Source organism: Nitrosomonas ureae, from assembly GCF_001455205.1.
GTDB lineage: Bacteria > Pseudomonadota > Gammaproteobacteria > Burkholderiales > Nitrosomonadaceae > Nitrosomonas > Nitrosomonas ureae.
The window spans coordinates 2,169,169-2,187,690 of record NZ_CP013341.1 but is presented as its reverse complement, the minus strand read 5'-3'; the positions used below and the strand labels follow the sequence as shown (position 1 = coordinate 2,187,690).

At 42.1% G+C, this 18,522-nt stretch carries 19 protein-coding genes and 2 pseudogenes; 3 read left to right on the top strand and 18 right to left on the bottom strand.

Features of this window, described 5'->3' with window-relative positions:
* Window positions 1-189 precede the first annotated feature (189 nt).
* From ATY38_RS09985 to ATY38_RS09945, 9 genes are all read right to left on the bottom strand, one after another.
* A complete protein-coding gene (locus ATY38_RS09985) occupies window positions 190-1,182 on the bottom strand; it encodes an NAD(P)H-dependent glycerol-3-phosphate dehydrogenase (RefSeq protein ID WP_062559173.1) in 993 nt (330 codons plus the stop codon).
* The gene (locus ATY38_RS09980; protein WP_062559172.1) at window positions 1,179-1,661 is read right to left on the bottom strand and encodes an SH3 domain-containing protein; all 483 of its coding nucleotides are present in this window, start codon (window positions 1,659-1,661) and stop codon (window positions 1,179-1,181) included. The genes ATY38_RS09985 and ATY38_RS09980 overlap by 4 nt, the downstream gene beginning before the upstream one ends.
* Before the next feature lie 28 nt (window positions 1,662-1,689).
* On the bottom strand, window positions 1,690-2,127 hold the full coding sequence (secB, locus tag ATY38_RS09975; RefSeq protein WP_062559171.1) for a protein-export chaperone SecB: 438 nt from the start codon (window positions 2,125-2,127) through the stop codon (window positions 1,690-1,692).
* Window positions 2,128-2,193: 66 nt separating this feature from the next.
* Window positions 2,194-2,451, bottom strand: coding sequence for a glutaredoxin 3 (gene grxC / locus ATY38_RS09970; protein WP_062560173.1), 258 nt, complete (start codon window positions 2,449-2,451; stop codon window positions 2,194-2,196).
* An 8-nt stretch (window positions 2,452-2,459) separates the two neighbouring features.
* Complete coding sequence (locus tag ATY38_RS09965; RefSeq protein ID WP_062559170.1) at window positions 2,460-2,894, bottom strand: rhodanese-like domain-containing protein; 435 nt, start codon at window positions 2,892-2,894, stop codon at window positions 2,460-2,462.
* 204 nt (window positions 2,895-3,098) lie between these two features.
* The gene (gene glcF / locus ATY38_RS09960) at window positions 3,099-4,349 is read right to left on the bottom strand and encodes a glycolate oxidase subunit GlcF (RefSeq protein WP_062559169.1); all 1,251 of its coding nucleotides are present in this window, start codon (window positions 4,347-4,349) and stop codon (window positions 3,099-3,101) included.
* On the bottom strand, window positions 4,350-5,426 hold the full coding sequence (glcE, locus tag ATY38_RS09955; RefSeq protein ID WP_062559168.1) for a glycolate oxidase subunit GlcE: 1,077 nt from the start codon (window positions 5,424-5,426) through the stop codon (window positions 4,350-4,352).
* 5 nt (window positions 5,427-5,431) lie between these two features.
* On the bottom strand, window positions 5,432-6,886 hold the full coding sequence (locus tag ATY38_RS09950) for an FAD-linked oxidase C-terminal domain-containing protein (protein WP_062559167.1): 1,455 nt from the start codon (window positions 6,884-6,886) through the stop codon (window positions 5,432-5,434).
* 8 nt (window positions 6,887-6,894) lie between these two features.
* Window positions 6,895-7,800, bottom strand: a complete 906-nt coding sequence (locus tag ATY38_RS09945; RefSeq protein WP_062559166.1) for a 2-hydroxy-3-oxopropionate reductase — start codon at window positions 7,798-7,800, stop codon at window positions 6,895-6,897.
* Between the two features lie 128 nt (window positions 7,801-7,928).
* Here ATY38_RS09945 and ATY38_RS16580 point away from each other — a divergent pair.
* From ATY38_RS16580 to ATY38_RS09930, 3 genes and pseudogenes are all read left to right on the top strand, one after another.
* Window positions 7,929-8,167 (top strand): annotated as a pseudogene (locus ATY38_RS16580) (transposase); the annotation flags it as partial.
* A gap of 505 nt (window positions 8,168-8,672) precedes the next feature.
* A complete protein-coding gene (locus ATY38_RS09935; RefSeq protein ID WP_062559165.1) occupies window positions 8,673-9,050 on the top strand; it encodes a BAR domain-containing protein in 378 nt (125 codons plus the stop codon).
* A 171-nt stretch (window positions 9,051-9,221) separates the two neighbouring features.
* Window positions 9,222-10,165: pseudogene (locus ATY38_RS09930) on the top strand (helix-turn-helix domain-containing protein).
* Window positions 10,166-10,229: 64 nt separating this feature from the next.
* Here ATY38_RS09930 and ATY38_RS09925 read toward each other — a convergent pair.
* From ATY38_RS09925 to ATY38_RS09885, 9 genes are all read right to left on the bottom strand, one after another.
* Window positions 10,230-10,697, bottom strand: coding sequence for a GNAT family N-acetyltransferase (locus tag ATY38_RS09925; protein WP_235590248.1), 468 nt, complete (start codon window positions 10,695-10,697; stop codon window positions 10,230-10,232).
* A complete protein-coding gene (locus ATY38_RS09920) occupies window positions 10,681-11,985 on the bottom strand; it encodes an adenylosuccinate synthase (protein WP_062559164.1) in 1,305 nt (434 codons plus the stop codon). The genes ATY38_RS09925 and ATY38_RS09920 overlap by 17 nt, the downstream gene beginning before the upstream one ends.
* A gap of 42 nt (window positions 11,986-12,027) precedes the next feature.
* Window positions 12,028-13,179: an ATP phosphoribosyltransferase regulatory subunit gene (locus ATY38_RS09915; protein WP_062559163.1), complete on the bottom strand. Its 1,152-nt coding sequence runs from the start codon at window positions 13,177-13,179 to the stop codon at window positions 12,028-12,030.
* Window positions 13,180-13,219: 40 nt separating this feature from the next.
* On the bottom strand, window positions 13,220-13,405 hold the full coding sequence (locus tag ATY38_RS09910; protein ID WP_062559162.1) for a DUF2065 domain-containing protein: 186 nt from the start codon (window positions 13,403-13,405) through the stop codon (window positions 13,220-13,222).
* A 231-nt stretch (window positions 13,406-13,636) separates the two neighbouring features.
* On the bottom strand, window positions 13,637-14,512 hold the full coding sequence (hflC, locus tag ATY38_RS09905; protein WP_062559161.1) for a protease modulator HflC: 876 nt from the start codon (window positions 14,510-14,512) through the stop codon (window positions 13,637-13,639).
* On the bottom strand, window positions 14,513-15,694 hold the full coding sequence (gene hflK / locus ATY38_RS09900; RefSeq protein WP_062560171.1) for an FtsH protease activity modulator HflK: 1,182 nt from the start codon (window positions 15,692-15,694) through the stop codon (window positions 14,513-14,515).
* A gap of 20 nt (window positions 15,695-15,714) precedes the next feature.
* Window positions 15,715-16,887: a GTPase HflX gene (gene hflX, locus ATY38_RS09895; RefSeq protein WP_062559160.1), complete on the bottom strand. Its 1,173-nt coding sequence runs from the start codon at window positions 16,885-16,887 to the stop codon at window positions 15,715-15,717.
* 14 nt (window positions 16,888-16,901) lie between these two features.
* Complete coding sequence (hfq, locus tag ATY38_RS09890; RefSeq protein ID WP_062559159.1) at window positions 16,902-17,147, bottom strand: RNA chaperone Hfq; 246 nt, start codon at window positions 17,145-17,147, stop codon at window positions 16,902-16,904.
* 213 nt (window positions 17,148-17,360) lie between these two features.
* Window positions 17,361-18,353 carry a cytochrome-c peroxidase gene (locus ATY38_RS09885; RefSeq protein WP_062559158.1) on the bottom strand — a complete coding sequence of 331 codons (993 nt, stop codon included), beginning with the start codon at window positions 18,351-18,353 and terminating at the stop codon, window positions 17,361-17,363.
* Window positions 18,354-18,522: the final 169 nt, after the last annotated feature.

Sequence of the window (18,522 nt, the reverse complement as noted above, 5' to 3'; positions counted from 1 at the left end):
CTGCAGTCGCACTTATATCAAGCCGTTAACGCACGGTCAAGCAAATTAAGGCATTTCGTCAGCATCATTTATTTGATTGATCAACGCCACGAAAAAACATATTTTATGTTACACGAATAAAAACATATAAAAACAACATTCTATAAAATAGAGTAAAAGTTACCCACGCTCTCACGCATCCATTGAATATCAATAAATTTCTGATTTCTGCTCACGATTTAACAACACCTCGACAGCACGCCGTGCTGACACACCTTCATGTAAAATACTGCAAATTGCCTGTGTGATGGGCATTTCAATATTTAATCTTTTACCTAACTGCAGCACTGATAGCGCTGCATGCACACCTTCAGCAACATGCCCAAGCTCATTTAAAATATCGTGTAATGTTTTCCCTGCGGCTAACATCAATCCTACTTGCCTATTCCGTGATAAATCGCCAGTACTTGTCAGAATCAAATCACCTACCCCCGCCAACCCGATAAAAGTCTCCATCTTTCCACCCAGGCTAAGTCCCAGTCTAGTGATTTCCATTAATCCACGTGTGATTAATGCGGCACGCGCATTGTGACCAAACCCAATGCCGTCAGAAATACCTGCGGCGATAGTAATTACATTCTTTATCGCACCTCCAGTTTCCACACCAATAATGTCTTCGCTCGTATAGATTCTCAGTCTTGAGCTATGTAATTCTACTGATATTCTGCTTGAAAATTCATGATCGGTAGAAGCAAATGTTAAAGCTGTCGGTAACCCTCGTGCAACTTCTTCTGCAAAACTAGGGCCCGATAAAACCCCGCAGCGAGAAAGCGTTACGTCATATTCTTCCGCAACGATCTGATGGGGCAGATAAGCGGTTCCTGTCTCTAAGCCCTTACATCCCCATATAAGCGGCACTCTGATATTGCTCGCAGCGATAGTTCGTAAAGTTTCGCGTAAACCTACAATGGGAACAACAAGCAAAGCAAGATCAACATTATCAAGCGCTTCAGTGAGTTGCGAGGTAATATTTAGCGCCTCAGGTAACGAATGCTCTGGCAAAAAGGATTGGTTAATGCGCCTGCTATCCATGTCACTCGCATGGTCTGGATCCTTTGTCCACAAATTTATTTGATGACGTGCAGAAAAACTAATTGCTAATGCGGAACCCCATGCACCTGCGCCCAGTACAGCAATCTTCATGAACCCCAAACCTGATTGACTTTGATGTAGCCTGCCTGACCGTCTCTATGCCGCACTTTTACCCACCCTTGAATATCCGACTGCATCCACTCCATAACGATATTCTCTTCAACTTGAAATATTAATTCCGATTTAACATCAGCAGACTGGTGAACATCAGCCAATGGCACTGTCACAATGACATAGCGTTGCTGGCTCAAATCTTTCTTTTGAACCCACGCAAGACTCCCGCTACTATCACGGATTTTTGCCCATCCATCGACATCCACTACGACTTCAACTGGCAGATGACGACCCGCAACAAATAATTTATCAGCTTGTAGCGACGGAGCGTCATACATAATGATTGCATTCTCAGCTATTGAAAAAAATTCCATGTCAGCTGTGACATACCCAGGATATAAAAACATTATGCTCATCATTGCAGCCAGCATTTTATATTCCAATCTAAGTGTCAGATCTTGGAATTCTTTTTTCATTGTCAAATTACTTCTATTTTTCAATTTTTTAGTGTGTACTGGGTTCTGCTTTTTTTTGTTGATAGATCGCTTCAAAATTTACCGGATTAAGAATCACTGGCGGAAAACCGGCTCTAGTCACAATATCCGATACTACCTCACGCAAATATGGAAAAAGAATATTAGGACATCCAATACCCAGAACCGGATCTATTTCCTCATTCGAAATATTTTGAATACGAAAAATACCGGCCTGTTGAGCCTCAACCAAAAACATTATTTTATCTTTAATCTTTGCGGTAACCGTTACCGTTAACTGCACTTCGTATAATCCATTATCAATACTCTGATTTCTAGTTCCAAGTTGCAGATTAATCTCAGGTGTATCCCTTTCCAAAAAGATATTGGGTGCATTGGGAATCTCCAAAGACAAATCCTTTACATAAATTTTTTCTATGGCAAAAACTGGTTGTAGTTGCTCACTCATAATTAATATCCAGGTGAATAAAAAGTTAACTTATATTTAAATCGCTTAAATGTACTGATTATGTGATTACATTGCCAGTAATGCCACCAACTCCCCCTTACGATCAAGTTGTGTTAAATCGTCATAACCTCCCACATAGTGCCCACCGATATAAATCTGCGGAACAGTGCGGCGACCGGTTTTATCCATCATCTCAACACGCTGATCAGGCTCCAGGTCAATACGAATTTTCTCAATTACCTCAACGTCTTTTGAACGCAATAGGCTTTCCGCCATTTTACAATAAGGGCAGAAGCCTGTCGTATACATAATCACTTTGGACATAGGATTCTTTAGCGCTTGGCAATAGGCAAACCAGCGCGCTTCCATGCGTCAATGCCGCCCATGAGATTAATTACCTGAGCAAAGCCATTTTTCCTCAAAACCAAACTGGGATTATTCGATCGAATACCACCGCGATATATTACGATAATGGGTTTCTCTTTAAACTTCTGAATCTCTGTCCAGCGTTCCGCAATTTTTTCAGCCGGAATATGCTTGGAGTTCGGTAAATGACCCGCGGTATACTCACTATCATCACGAACATCAAGCACTAGTGCATCCTGATAGTTGATCAATTGCACAGCGGCGCGCGTATCAACTTCTTTTATGCCACGCTGTGTAAACATTGGCCATAGCAACAACGATCCACTGACTACTGCAGTAATAACAAAGAGTAAATTTTCTAATCTGAGCAAAAAATGATCTTGAAATAGTGATAATTCCATATAAATTTTATTCTGTTTTTAAACGGTGATTTTATCAGAAACTAAAAAACTGCGGGGTTCCTTTATCTTCCCACAAAGAAAAGAACAAATACTTCATTCCGATAAAGCGCTGACTGAGTTCGGAAAATTAAATCTATCTCAGTTTGTGCTTATGCGCATCTTTGCTGCCCGAATCAAGCTCATTCACTGATAGATAATGAAACTTTAACCGTTGTGGCAGGTTAACCGTTCGTCCAATAATTCAATCCAGTGTTTAACAGGTACTGATGTGCCGTTTTGCAGATGCATCAAACACCCGATATTCGCAGTAGCAACCTTAGCCGGTTTTCCGGATTCAAGAGCAATGACTTTGTTTTTCAATAATTGCTGCGAAAGCTCAGGCTGTAAAATTGAATAAGTACCTGCTGAACCGCAACACAGGTGTGCATTGGGCACAACGGTTAAATCAAAACCAGCAAGAGTCAGAATTTGCTCCACTACTCCACGAATTTTCATGCCATGCTGCAGGGTACAGGGAGAATGAAAAGATAATTTCGTGTGATTCGGCTCTAATCTCAATTTGATCAATTTTTGCAGATTCCCGGTTTCAGCTAGTAACACTTCACTAATATCTTTGGTCAAAGCTGAAATATTTGCAGCTTTCTCCGCATAATCCGGATCATGACTTAATAAATGTCCATATTCTTTAACCGTTACACCACATCCACTGGCCGTCATCACAATCGCTTCGATCTCTTTTTGCTCAACTATAGGCCACCAAGCATCAATATTACGCCGCATATAATTAAGCCCATCTTGCTGAGCATTCAAATGAAAAGTAACCGCACCGCAACATCCTGCATTTTCAGCCTTGATCAGTGATATGCCCAAGCTGTTGAGTACCCGTGCAGTAGCGATATTAATATTAGGCGCCAATGAGGGTTGCACGCAACCAGCAAGAATCAGCATCTTGCGCGCGTGCCGCTCTGCAGGCCATGCATTGATAGAGCCAGACTTAACCGGAATTTTTCTTTTGAGACTTCGTGATAAGAATGGGCGAACGATCTGACCCATTCTAAATAATATATTGAACAACAATGGATTAGGTAATATTTTTCGCAATGTATAACGAAAAACTGCTGATCCAAGATTACGTTTTACCTGTTTCTCGATAATACCACGGCTGATATCCACCAAGGCACCGTAACGTACTCCTGATGGGCAAGTTGTTTCACAGGCACGGCAAGTGAGACAGCGATCCAGATGCAATTGCGTTTTTTGCGTTACCGATTGCCCTTCCAGCATCTGCTTCATCAGATAAATACGACCGCGCGGACTATCCAGCTCATCCCCCAGAATCTGATAAGTGGGACAAGTAGCCAGACAAAAACCACAATGTACACAACTGCGTAGAATGGCATCCGCTTCCTGTTCCTGCGGCGAATTCTTTATAAAATCAGCAAGCTTAGTTTGCATTTAAAATTCTGGATAAAGTCGGCCGGGATTAAAGATTTTTAAGGGGTCAAACTGCTTTTTCAGCAAACGATGAATTTTCATCATAACCGGATCCAATGGATGAAATACAGCATTGCGAAACTCATGACTACGAAACAAAGTAGCATGACCACCCGCATCTTTAGCTATTTTACGAATAATCTCCTGATCTACGCTTGCGTCGCAAAGCAACCACCGTAAACTGCCATTCCATTCCAGCAATTGTTTCCCAGGCAGTAAAATCGGTACTGTTGTTGATTTAATCGATAAACGCCATAGAAACTTATCTGATTGAAAAAAATCATGCCACTGCTCACGCACCGATTGCCAGAAGTCCATGCCTCCAACCAGCTCTTCACCCCCCAATTTTGCCTGCGCTGCACGCACTGCTGATTCAGCACCGGACAACCTGAGAAATAACATACCTTCCACATAACAAGTTGCCGAAATCGGCAGCGGCTTGCCGGCCCATTGATTCATTTTCTCAATTGCTGCAGCTTCAGCCATAGACATTTGCAATGTTATTTCAACCATTGGTTTTGGCAAAACCTTCAATGAAACTTCCAGCAACATACCTAAAGTACCCATGGCTCCCACCATTAATCGGGAAACATCATAACCAGCAACATTTTTCATCACTCGCCCACCAAACTGTAAATCTCTACCTTTCCCGTCGAGTAACCGCATGCCCAATACATAATCACGTGCCGCACCCGCAGCTGCACGCCGCGGACCCGATAAACCAGTCGCCATACAACCGCCCAAAGTCGCATTAGCGCCGAAATGGGATGGCTCGAATGCTAGCATTTGCCCATGCTGCTCCAACAAAGACTCCAGATCCGTTAAGCGTGTTCCCGCGCATGCTGTAATCACTAACTCTGTCGGCTCGTAATCAATAATGCCATGATACGTCGTCGTATCCAACACTATATCCCCCTGCCCAAATGAGGAATTACCATAAAAATGCTTGGTGCCGCCGCCACGTATTTGCAATGGGGATTTGTTCTCAGATGCAGTATGAATGACTGCTTTATACTGATCGATAATAACTTGTTGCATAGATTCTAAAATCGCGGTAATTCCGCAAATCTTTCCTCACCTCGATGCACATGCATAGCACCCAATTCCGCACAACGATGTAAAGTGGGAACTGCCTTACCGGGATTCAGCAATCCCATCGGATCAAATGCCGCCTTTACTGCATGAAACATTTCCAACTCACCTTTACCGAATTGGACGCACATCTGATTGATTTTTTCCATTCCCACGCCATGTTCCCCGGTTATCGTACCACCTGCATGAATGCACATCTCCAGTATCTTTCCACCAAACTCTTCTGTTCTTTCCAGTTCACCAGCCTGATTAGCATCATATAAAATCAGAGGATGTAAATTACCATCTCCGGCATGAAACACATTCATACACCGTAACCCATATTCCTGGGATAACTTCTCAATGCCGCGCAGTACATCGGCTAATCGTTTGCGCGGAATCGTCCCATCCATGCAATAGTAATCCGGCGACACCCTGCCCGCGGCTGGGAATGCCGCTTTCCGCCCGGCCCAAAACCTCAGGCGCTCGGCTTCATCGCGCGAGGTACTGATTTTGGTTGCGCCGCTTTGCTGCATAATGGCATAAATTCGCTTGATTTCATCGGTCACTTCTTCTGCGCTGCCATCGGATTCGCATAGTAAAATTGCCGCCGCATTCAGGTCATACCCCGCATGTAAAAACTTTTCCACTGCATGAATAGTAATTTTATCCATCATTTCCATCCCTGCCGGGATGATACCTGCGCCAATCACATTCGCCACTGCGTTGCCTGCCTTGATCACATCATCAAATGCCGCCATCACCAACTGCGCTTTTTCCGGCATTGGGATTAGTTTCACGGTAATTTCCGTGACTATACCGAGCATGCCTTCACTTCCAGTCATTAGCGCGAGCAAATCATATCCCGCACTATCCAGACCCTCACCCCCTATTTCCAGTTGCTCTCCGTCAATCATCACAATCTGCAATTTAACAATATTGTGCACAGTAAGACCATATTTCAGGCAATGCACGCCACCGGAATTTTCCGCCACGTTGCCGCCAATCGAGCAAGCAATCTGCGACGAAGGATCTGGTGCATAATATAAACCATACACCGCCACTGCTTCACTAATCGCCAGATTTCTGACCCCCGGCTGTACACGCGCCGTACACGCCAGTGGATCTATCGCAACGATTTGATTTAACTTCGCCAATGACAGTAGAACACCTTGTGTATGCGGAAGTGCGCCTCCCGATAAACCAGTACCAGCGCCTCGTGCCACTACAGGAGTTCTCATTGCATGGCAAAGCTGCAAAATTTTGATGATCTGCTCTTCCGTGTACGGCAACACAACCACCAGCGGCAAAGCCCGATACGCTGATAAACCATCGCATTCATAAGGTTTCAAATCTTCGACTTCGTATAGCACCGCCTCATGCGGCAATATCATACGCAGTTTGTTAACAAGTTCTTGTAGAGCCATGTGGTTAATTATTCCAGGTGTTTTCGGATTTCGTGATCAGCAAGTTTTTCCAGTATTTTTACAATAGCAGAATTATCCCATTTTGCACCGCCATGTGCGAGGCAAGCAGAAAATAATTCACGCACCGTTGCAGTATTCGGCAAGCTTACACCCAAGGCGGATGCGCTATCCAACGCAATATTCAAATCTTTCTGATGTAATTCAATACGAAAACCGGGTTCAAAACATCGATTAATCATGCGTTCCCCATGTACCTCCAGTACCCGAGAAGCCGCAAAACCACCCAACAATGCTCGCCGAACTTTATCCGGATCTACTCCTGCCTTGGATACAAACAAAAGCGCTTCGGCCACTGCTTCGATCGCTGAAGACACAATAATTTGATTGGCAATCTTACAAACCTGGCCCGCACCGTTTTCCCCTACATGAACTACATTTTTTCCTAACAATCCAAGAATAGGTCTTACTTTTTCGAACACTGTCGCATTCGCACCCACCATGATCGTCAGCATTGCATTTTGCGCTCCGACATCACCACCAGATACGGGCGCATCCACATAATCATGACCCAGCGCATTAATACGCGCTGCAAATTTTCGCGTTTCCAGTGGCGAAATCGAACTCATATCCACAATCGTTTTAACCTGCCCCGAACCAAGCCTCAATTCCTCGATAATACCATTCTCGCCAAACAAGACTTTCTCAACATCTGGCGTATCCGGCAACATAGTTATAATAATATCTGCGTGCTGTGCTACTTCCTTAGGTGAAAAAAATTCCCTTCCACCCAGTGCAACTAAATCTCCGGGGACCCTGCTGCGCGAGTGCAGAAAAAGACTATGTCCACCCTTGATCAAATGCCCTGCCATAGGCTTCCCCATAATACCCAGACCGATAAAACCAATATTTGTCATAATTAAAATACACTCTGGATTTAAGAAAGATTGAATAAAAGAAGTTAATTACACCATACTGACATGGTTTAATAAACCCGGATAGCGCGGTTAAGAGAAAATAGCTTTAACTGGTGGAAGAATTAGTAATGGGAAAGCAATATACAAAGGAATTCAAATTGAATGCATTTAGCTTGGCACTGGATCAGGGCCATACGACATCGACAGTATCTCGAAGCCTAGCAATCAATGCCAATATGCGGAGGAAGCGGATCAAGGAAAACCAGGCGGATGATGCTGATGATGCATTTCGAGCAATGGGAAACTGACACCGGAGCAGGAAGAAATCCGGCAGTTGAAGACGAGAATCAAGCAACTCAAGTTTGAGACGGTTCAGGACATAGCGCAATCCAGCAATAGCTACGGCAGCCGCAAAATCGGAAAAGCACTGAATGCGCTGAGCGAGGTATGCTGATTTTCAAGAAGTCCGAAGTTTCATAAAATGAAGAGATGAAATGAAGGATGAGGATGGAGTTGCCGCATAGACAATATAGTCAGGAAATTCGGTAACAATCAATTAAGTTTTTTTAAAGAAAACGGATTAACTCTGGTTAAAGCAGAGAAACGGCTGCCATTACACAATGAGAACATTAAAGAAATGGATTTATGCTGACAAACGAGGTGAACTCACGACGATAGGTAAACATCATCTAAAGCCTAATCTATTTCTGAGAATCTCAATAAGATAACTTTACAGCCATTTATACGGGAACAATTCGATAATGACGGTGGTTATAAAAAAAGAATTGTCACTTCCTGATATACTTCAATAAAAAGCACTACTCCGCAAGTAGCGAGAAATTAAATTCACACGAATACTCATCTTCAATCCCATGAAAATTAACTCAAATCTAAAACCATTTAACTCATTGCGCGAGCTTATTTTCTTTCTCATACTTATTCTTTACACCTCGGCTTCGCCACCGTATGCTAAAGCAGAAGATATTGAAAACCTGCAGAAAAATGCAAGCATTACCTATGAAAAAATGATGCAAGCCAAGCAGAATGCTGAAACTTTCACTAAAGATTTAACTTTTGCTGAAAAAAAACTGGCTACAGCAAAACAAAAACTAGCAGAAGCAGAAAAAGCAGTCGAAACGGCGAAGAAAAAGTCAGAGCAAGCTAGAATCTCGATGGAGAAAGCAACCAAGCAATGGAAGCAAGCTTCGGATGCGTTAGCAAACGAATGGGGTAAAACCGAAGTAAAATAATCAGAGGTAATATTATTTGTAGAAGTACAGACTTGATTTGACAGCAGAGTCTTGCCAAAAGGTGGGATTACCCGGGTGGGATTACCCGGTTTGATAGAGATGTGAAACTTTATCCACCCAGCGCGAAAGCCCAAAGGAGTAATCCCATGAGTAGTGTTCAACAGAAAGTCATTGAAAGTCATCAAATACAAGATTGGTTTGCTTAATCTGGCAGCCGAGCTTGGCAATGTATCGCGTGCTTGCAAGGTGATGGGTTTTTCTCGCGATACTTTCTATCGCTATCAGGCTGCCGTGGAAACAGGTGGCGTTGATGCCCTGATTGATGCTAACCGACGCAAGCCCTCCAACATCAAGAACCACATCAAAGAGGCGACGGAGGCAGCTGTTACAGCTTTTGCCCTGGAGCAGCCTGCTTTTAGTCAAGTTCGGGTTTCCAACGAACTGCGCAAATGCGGAATCTTCGTTTCTCCATTCGGTGTCCGTTCGGTGTGGCTGCACCAGAATTTGGAGCCGTTCAAAAAACGTCTATCCGCCTTGGAAAAGCATATCGCTGAGACTGGGGTGGTACTGACCGAGGCGCAGGTGCAGGCGCTGGAGAAGAAACAAGAAGATGATGTTGCCCATGGTAAAATCGAGACCGCTCATCCCGGATATCTCGGTAGTCAGGATATCTTCTACGTCGGTACTATCAAGAGCGTGGGGCGGATTTATCAGCAGACTTTCGTCGACACCTATTCCAAGTGGGCTGCCACCAAGCTCTATACCGCCAAGACACCGATCACAGCGGCTGATTTGCTCAATAAACCGGGCAGCTACCGTTCTTCGCCGAGCAGAGCATGGGGGCATCCGCATCCTTGGTACCGAATATTGTGGCAAGTCGGGGAATCACAATTACCGGCTCTATCTGGCACTGAAAGGAGTTCTACCACGTGGCATTTCAGCGCAAGATTTACCAGTCCATTGAGGAGTTACAATATGATCTGGATGAATGGATAGTGTATTACAACAGCACGCGTACTCATCAGGACAAGATGTACTGTGGGCGCACGCCAATGCAAACTTTAATTGACGCAAAAGAGGTATGGGACGATAAAATCACTGCATTGAATAACTGAATTTGATCTAACAGGCACATCGTCAAACCGGGTAACTGTCAGATCGGGTCGCGATTATTACAAGTTATTTTAAAAAAATCATCATCTTGATATGGAGAATTCCTGCTTCAAAAAATTTTTCTTCAGAAACTTTCTGAAATCCAAATTTTTCATAGAACGCTACTGCATCAATTTGCGCATTAAGCATTGCTTTTTGCATATGACGCTGCCTTAATTCCTCTAATATTTTTTTCAGCATCGCACTGCCATACCCTTTACCTCGCCATTCTTTCAATACAGCCATTCTCCCGATATGTCCATCTGGCAATAATCTTGCAGTTCCTACTGCCTCTCCGTGATGATTAAATACCAGAAAATGCGTACTGATAATATCAAACTCATCCCATTCTAAATCTACTGGAACCTGCTGTTCAAAAATAAAAACTGTTGTTCGAATATTTCGTAGAGTTAGAGTTTCCGTTTCCCAATCTACAACACTTACGAGATGATCGCATCGCATTTTTATAACAACTTTATTAAGAAATCGATTCAAATGGATGATGCAATAAAATGGTATCCTCTCTGTCAGGTCCAGTAGAAATCATATCAATAGGTATTTCACACACTTCTTCTAATCTTTTCAAATAATTCTGTGCGGCCTTGGGTAGTTGATGGAATTTTTTAATACCCGCTGTATTTTCTACCCAGCCGGGTATTTCCTCATAAATCGGCTCACAGCAATCCAAATCATCCGCACCAACCGGAAGAATATTACTTTTGTTACCATCAATCAATCGATACCCGATACCCAAACTAAGGCTCTCCACCCCATCTAGAACGTCCAGCTTAGTAATGCATAATCCTGTTACGCCATTTATTTGAATGGAGCGCTTTAGCGCAACTGCATCAAACCAACCGCAACGACGCGGACGACCTGTTGTTGATCCAAATTCATGTCCACGCGAAGCCAAATGCCTACCGATATCGTCGTCCAACTCAGTCGGAAATGGACCGGATCCAACCCTAGTTGTATACGCCTTGGTAATACCCAATACATACTGCAGCATTTGTGGCCCAACTCCGCTACCAGGTCCTGCTGCACCTGCCACACAGTTACTCGAGGTTACAAATGGATATGTACCATGATCAACATCCAATAATGCTCCTTGCGCGCCCTCAAATAATAGATTGTTGCCAGCTTTATGCGCCTCAAACAAAAGCTGCGGAACATCCGCTATCATTGGCTTAATACGTTCAGATTGTATTAAGGCATCATCCATCGTTTTTTGAAAATCGATCACCTTTACATGAAAGTAATTTTTCAACACAAAATTATGATAATCCAGCATTTCACCCAATTTGGCTGCAAAGCGATCTCGATGAAACAAATCTTGTAATCGAATTGCACGACGAGCAACCTTATCTTCGTACGCAGGCCCGATACCACGCCCTGTAGTGCCAATTTTTCCTACGCCTCTGGCCGCTTCACGGGCATTATCCAGCGCAATGTGACAAGGTAAAATAAGTGGACAAGCCGCGCTAATACGCAAACGCCCAGTAACATCAATACCATTCTGTTCCAGCATATCAATTTCACTTAGCAAGGCTTCTGGTGAAATTACCACACCATTTCCGATGTAACAAATAACACCGTCTCGCAGGATACCGGATGGAATTAAATGTAATACTGTTTTAGTATTACCTATGACCAATGTATGACCTGCATTATGTCCGCCCTGAAAGCGTACAACACCTTGTGCATGATCCGTTAACCAGTCAACAATCTTGCCCTTTCCTTCATCGCCCCATTGTGTACCAATGACGACTACATTTTTAGTCATAGTCCTATTCTCTAAAAAAACCGTAGATTTAAATCAGAGAAATTAAATCTCTTCAATTATCCATTTTCCATCAAGCAACACTAATTGCCTGTCGCAGACCATAAATTCATCCTTTTGTTCTGGCAATTCCATGATTACAATATGCCCTGCTTTACGTAATTGCTGAATCATATCTTCCAATCTCTTATCTTTTTTCTCAAAAGGCGCTCGTATTCCTTTGGGATATTTTTTAGGTTTTACTAATCTGGATAGTTCTCTTAAATCCATACTGAAACCAGTTGCTGGCCGTGCCCGCCCGAAGGTTTTCCCTATTTCATCATAGCGTCCGCCGAGGGCGATAGCATTTGAACACCCTTTCGCGTATGCAGCAAATACCATTCCTGTATGATAGTGATATCCTCGCAAATCAGCTAAATCGAATGCAACGCTACCCACTATTGGCTTTAGCTCTTTTTCAACCAGACCAAGCTCATTCAATGCAGTTCTAATTACTGGATAGTCCGGCAGTAGCGCTATCGCATCGGCCAAAATCTTTTTATCACCATAAAGCTCAGGCAATAAGAGCAATGCCTCACGAATACTTTTTTTCAACTTTAAACACAATTCCTGTAAAGTTGAAATATCTTTTGCTTGTAGAACCGAAAATAATTCTGCTTCAAGTTCCCGTGATATCCCCGCACCTTTTATTAATCCACGAAAAACTGCTACATGACCGAGATCCAGATGAATTTCATTTATATGGGAGGTCGACAGGCACTGCAGCATAAGACGTTGCACTTCTAAATCACTTTCCAATCCTGAGTGACCGTATAGCTCAGCACCAATTTGCAAGGGTTCACGCGTTTGTGTTATTCCAGATGGAATCGTATGCAGTACACTGTTGACATAGCATAGTCGTGTTATGCCGCTAAAATTCAATAAATGTGCATCAATTCTTGCCACTTGAGGTGTCATATCAGCGCGCAATCCCATCATTCTTCCACTTAGCTGATCGATAACTTTAAATGTTTGCAGATCCATATCACTGCCACTGCCCGACAATAATGATTCTACGTATTCTAATAAAGGCGGTATGACTTGTTGGTAACCATGCGTTAGCAGTAGATCAAGAATTTGCCGGCGCGTTACTTCAATATGCAATGCTTCTGCTGGCAATATATCTTCAACATATTCTGGGAGCAACCAATTATGCATGCTAAGACTGACAAAGCGTCAGAGGGAAGTGAAAAATGATTTAGGTTATGATGACAAGCAATATTAATCCGATTAACATTAAAGTTAATCCTATGAAACGTAACTGATTATCATTGATCTCAATTAGTTTTCTGAATGCTTCTCTCCAAGTATTCGGAGACAAAAATGGCAGCATTCCCTCCAGAATTAACATTAATGCAATTGCATTTAAAAAATTTTCCCACATGTACGATAACTCCTGCTTAATCACGCATTCATAATATCTTCAAGGAGAAGCATAAAAAAATTGATAGGCTCTGTCACAAAGCCGAGCAAACAATAGCTTCGATTCTCAGAACTTCTGCATAAGCATCCACCATTAAATCACACACCGTCTCAGTGGAAATACAACGGGACGCTAAATTGCATCTATTTTAATAAAACAGAGCCTTAACTGATTCTACAAGAACATGTATTATTATTTACTAACTGCAGGATTTTTTAAATATTTAAAGAAATCAGAGGTAGGTTCAAGAACCATCATATCTCCCTTATTCTTGAATGATTGCTTATAAGCATCAATACTGCGCCAAAACGCATAAAATTCAGAATCTTTCTGAAATGCCGCTGCATAGATTGCAGCTGCCTGGCTATCACCATCACCCATTGTTTTTTGGGCTTCCCGATAGGCCTCAGCTAATATAATTTCTCGTTGCTTATCCGCGTCAGCACGAATTTTTTCCGATTCAGCAGCACCGGTTGAACGTAATTCATTTGCTACTCGTTTTCGTTCTGCTTCCATACGCCTATATACCGATTCACTAACCTCTTGCGGAAGATCCACACGTTTTAGACGTACATCAACAACTTCTACTCCAATGGATCGAGCATCGTTGTCTGCCTTCTGACGCATAATTTCCATAATCACATCACGCTCACCTGAGACCACATCATGAACCGTGCGATTACCAAATTCATCACGTATACTTGCGTTGATGGTTTGAGCCAATCGTGTTTGGGCTAAACCTTCATCTCCTCGTACGCTGATATAATATTGTTTTACATCCACGATACGCCATTTCACAAATAAATCTACTAAAACATTCTTTTTCTCAGAAGTAATAAATCGTTCCGGTTCTTCGGTATCCATCGTCAGGATACGCTTCTCAAAAAAACGCACATTCTGTGCGATTGGAATTTTAAAATATAAACCTGGGTCGATTTTAACATCGATCACTTCCCCAAGTTGAAATAAAATTGCCTGCTGGCGCTCATCAACAATATAAATTGCCGAACTACCCAGAAAAAAAATTGCAATAATGATTCCTGAAAATACTGATGTAAAACTTTTCATCTATCTTATCTCCCGTTCGCGACTACGAAAAGATTCTCGTGCTCGTAAACTGCTATCAGGTGTTGTTTCCTGTACCGCAGGTGATGTTGTAGCTGGTGAGACCGACGTTGATCCACTTATATTAATGAGTTTATCAAGCGGCAAATATAAAAGATTGTTCCCGTTCTTTTGATCAACAACAATTTTACTCGTATTCGAAAGTACTTGCTGCATCATATCCAAATATAAACGCTCGCGTGTAACGTTCGGTGCCTTACTATATTCAGTAAGAATTTGTTCAAAACGACTGGCATCACCCTCAGCACTTACAATAACACGTTGCTTATACCCTTCAGATTCTTGAATTAATCGAGCCGCATTACCAGCTGCTCTTGGAATAACATCATTCGCATATGCTTGCCCCTCGTTTTTTTGCCGTTCTCTATCTTGGCCTGCTTTTACTGCATCATCAAATGCAGCTTGAACTTGTTCGGGGGGCTGTGCATTCTGCATCGTCACTCTGCTAATCAAAATACCAATTTCATATCGATCAAGAATTTTTTGCATCAACTGTGTTGCATTGGCTGCCACTTGCTCACGTCCTTCATAAAGGACAAAATCCATTTTACTTTTACCTATTACCTGTCTGATTGCAGTCTCAGCTGCCTGGAGTACAGCTTCATCTGGGTTTCTGTTTTTGAATAGAAAATTCTCTGGATCATTCAATATATACTGTACCGCAAACTGAATATCGATAATGTTTTCATCATCTGTTAACATTAATGCTTCGCGCAACACTTTGCTTCTTACATTATTCCGGTAGCCAATTTCAACTGTCCGAACCTGACTGACATTCACCACTTCCACTCTCTCAACTGGATAGGGAAAATGCCAACGTAACCCCGCCGATGATGTATCGACGTATTGACCAAATCGTAATACCACACCTCTATGGCCCTCATCTACAATATAAAAACCACTTCCCAACCACACCACAACCAACAAGCCAAGGATTAATATAATGCTTCCATTACTCTGCGGCTTGGATCCTTGAGTACGCGGCCCATCATCACCTCCTCCCCCGCTTTTTTTTTGCCCAAACATATCATTGATTTTTTTATTGAAATTACGCAACACGTCATCTAAGTCTGGTGGACCAGAATCGCCTTTATTTTTTCCCCATTGTGGATCATTTAATCCCATAATCATTCCTGTTTGTTCGTTCAAAAAAAGTCTTGCACTGAAGCACAATCTCGAAACCCATTAGTTATTTCCGTTGATTCTTTATTCAGTTTTTTAGAGTTTTCTAAGATTGTTTCTGCCAACGCCTGCCTTACAAACTCAATTCCCTCGCCTGTTTCTGCGCTTAAACGAATACGTGATATTCTACCATATTCATCACGTACGCAACCTGTACTACATATAGTCTGGTCGATTAAATCAATTTTGTTGAAAATCAAGATCTGTGGAATAACATCAGCACCAATTTCTTTTAGTATTTTATTAACTTCATTAATTTGCTCATCACAATTGGAGCTACTGGCATCTATCACATGAAGTAATAAATCAGCCTGTACAGTTTCTTCAAGTGTTGCACGAAACGCGGCTACCAATGTATGGGGCAATTCCCGGATAAATCCTACTGTATCCGAAATAACCACTGTACTACCTTCTTCGATAAATAATTTACGCGTTGTTGTATCTAATGTAGCAAATAGCTGATCAGCAGCATACGATTGTGCGCGCGTTAATTTGTTAAAGAAAGTTGATTTACCTGCATTGGTATAACCAACAATAGATACCGCCAACGAGTTTGCTCGCTGCCTAGAGCGTCTTTGAACATTTCGTTGGCACTGTAGATCCGAAAGTTTTCCCTTAAGTAATTTTACTCGCTTTTTAATTAATCTCCGATCCGTCTCCAGTTGAGTTTCCCCTGGCCCACGCAAACCTATACCGCCCTTCTGTCTTTCAAGATGAGTCCATCCGCGTACAAGACGTGTTAAAAGATATTCCAACTGAGCCAATTCAACTTGTAGCTTTCCTTCGTGACTGTGAGCTCGACGGGCAAAAATGTCAAGAATCAGATTAGTGCGATCAATAACATTACAATTTAAACGCAAAGATAGGTTTCGCTGCTGCGCTGGGGACAAATCATGATTAAATATAACCAATCCAGCCCCAGTCTGCTGCCTCACTCGCACGATTTCCTCAACTTTACCCCTTCCAATATATGTTGCGGAATCAGGGCGCGATCGCTTTCCTGTCACAATAGCAATAACTTCAAGCTTATCGCTGGAAGCTAATAACTGCAACTCCAACAAACTGTCTTGATGAGTACCACCGCCGAAATCGACACCAACCAAAATTGCTGTATCGGATGCTATTGTTTTATTCATGCCCTACAGGCATATCAAGCATCGCGTGTTTCCACCGCTTCAACGGGAATAGTAACAGCTCTTGCAGGCACCACTGCAGAAATCGCATGTTTGTATACCATTTGCGTAACCGAGTTTTTCAGCAGCACTACATATTGATCGAATGAATCAATTTGTCCTTGTAGTTTAATACCGTTCACTAAATAAATGGACACTGGGATATGTTCTTTTCGCAATATATTTAGAAACGGATCCTGTAGCAACTGTCCCTTGTTACCCATAGGTAATTCCCTATTTTAATTATTCGTTATCGGAATAGTAACTCTACTTTATTTTTAAATGTAAATCTATATCAAATTAAATTGCCAACCAAATAATTCTATTCCATATTCGAGCCACCCGGACTATGGTCATAGTCCGGGTGGCTCGAGACTTGCCCTTAACACCATAATCGTAACACCGAAATTTAGCAGCCTTCTGTTCGATTTCAACAATTAAAATGGTACTGGCTTAGGCGTATTATTATTTGATGGTGGAAGAATGGGCAACTTAATTTCAGGCTGCACACCCGTTAGCGTTTTCAAAAAAGCAACAATACTATCAATTTCTTTCTTATTGAAGTCGCGATCTAATTGCACTTTACCCATTATTCTTACCGCATCTTCTAATGAGGTTACAGCGCCATCATGAAAGTAGGGATAAGTTAATTCTATATTACGCAAAGTTGGCACTTTAAAGACATTCAAATCAGTATCTTTTCCAGTAACCGCTTTTCGACCTTCCACCTTACTTTTTGTTTCATAAGGGTGATGAACACCAAACTTCTGATACAGTGCACCTCCTACAGCTTTCCCATTATGGCAACCAGTACACCCACTATTTTTGAATAACGCATACCCTTCAAGCTCTTGCTGATTTAAAGCCTTTTTGTCTCCTTCCAGCCATTTATCAAAACGGGATCCAGGAGTAACCAACGTATCTTCAAAAGCTGCAATTGCGGTGGTTATTCGATCAATATCAACTTGGTCTGATCCAAATGCTTTCTCAAAATAAGTACGATATTGAGGAATAGATTGTATTACATCAACGGCAATTTTATGCGTCGAGCCCATTTCTCCTGGATTTGCAATTGGACCACCAGCTTGCTCTTTTAAATCTTTAGCACGCCCATCCCAGAATTGTGCCAAATTCATACTAGAATTTAATACAGTTGGAGCATTAATTGGCCCTTGATGCCATTTATGACCGATAGAACTCGGAAGATTATCTGTTCCACCCATGCTCAAATTATGGCAAGAGTTGCAAGAAATAAATCCAGACATAGATAAACGTGGATCAAAAAATAACATTTTCCCTAATTCAACCATATCAGCATTATCAACTTTTGCAGGTTTAATAGGTTGGATAGGCTCATTGGCTAAAGTATTAACCGAAATGGCAAGCATGCCAATCGATAAAAGTGATGCAACCAGTATATGCATCTTCATCGGTACTCTCCCTAATTTAATAATAAGCGGCTGTAATGGCGCAGCCGATTACGCCTGATGAAAAGCTCGCAGATGGGAAATTTATTAAAAATAAAATAAACCATCTACTTCTATTTCTCTTAAATTTATAACAAAAGAATGTTCTAAGATAGACTTATGATAGATCTGC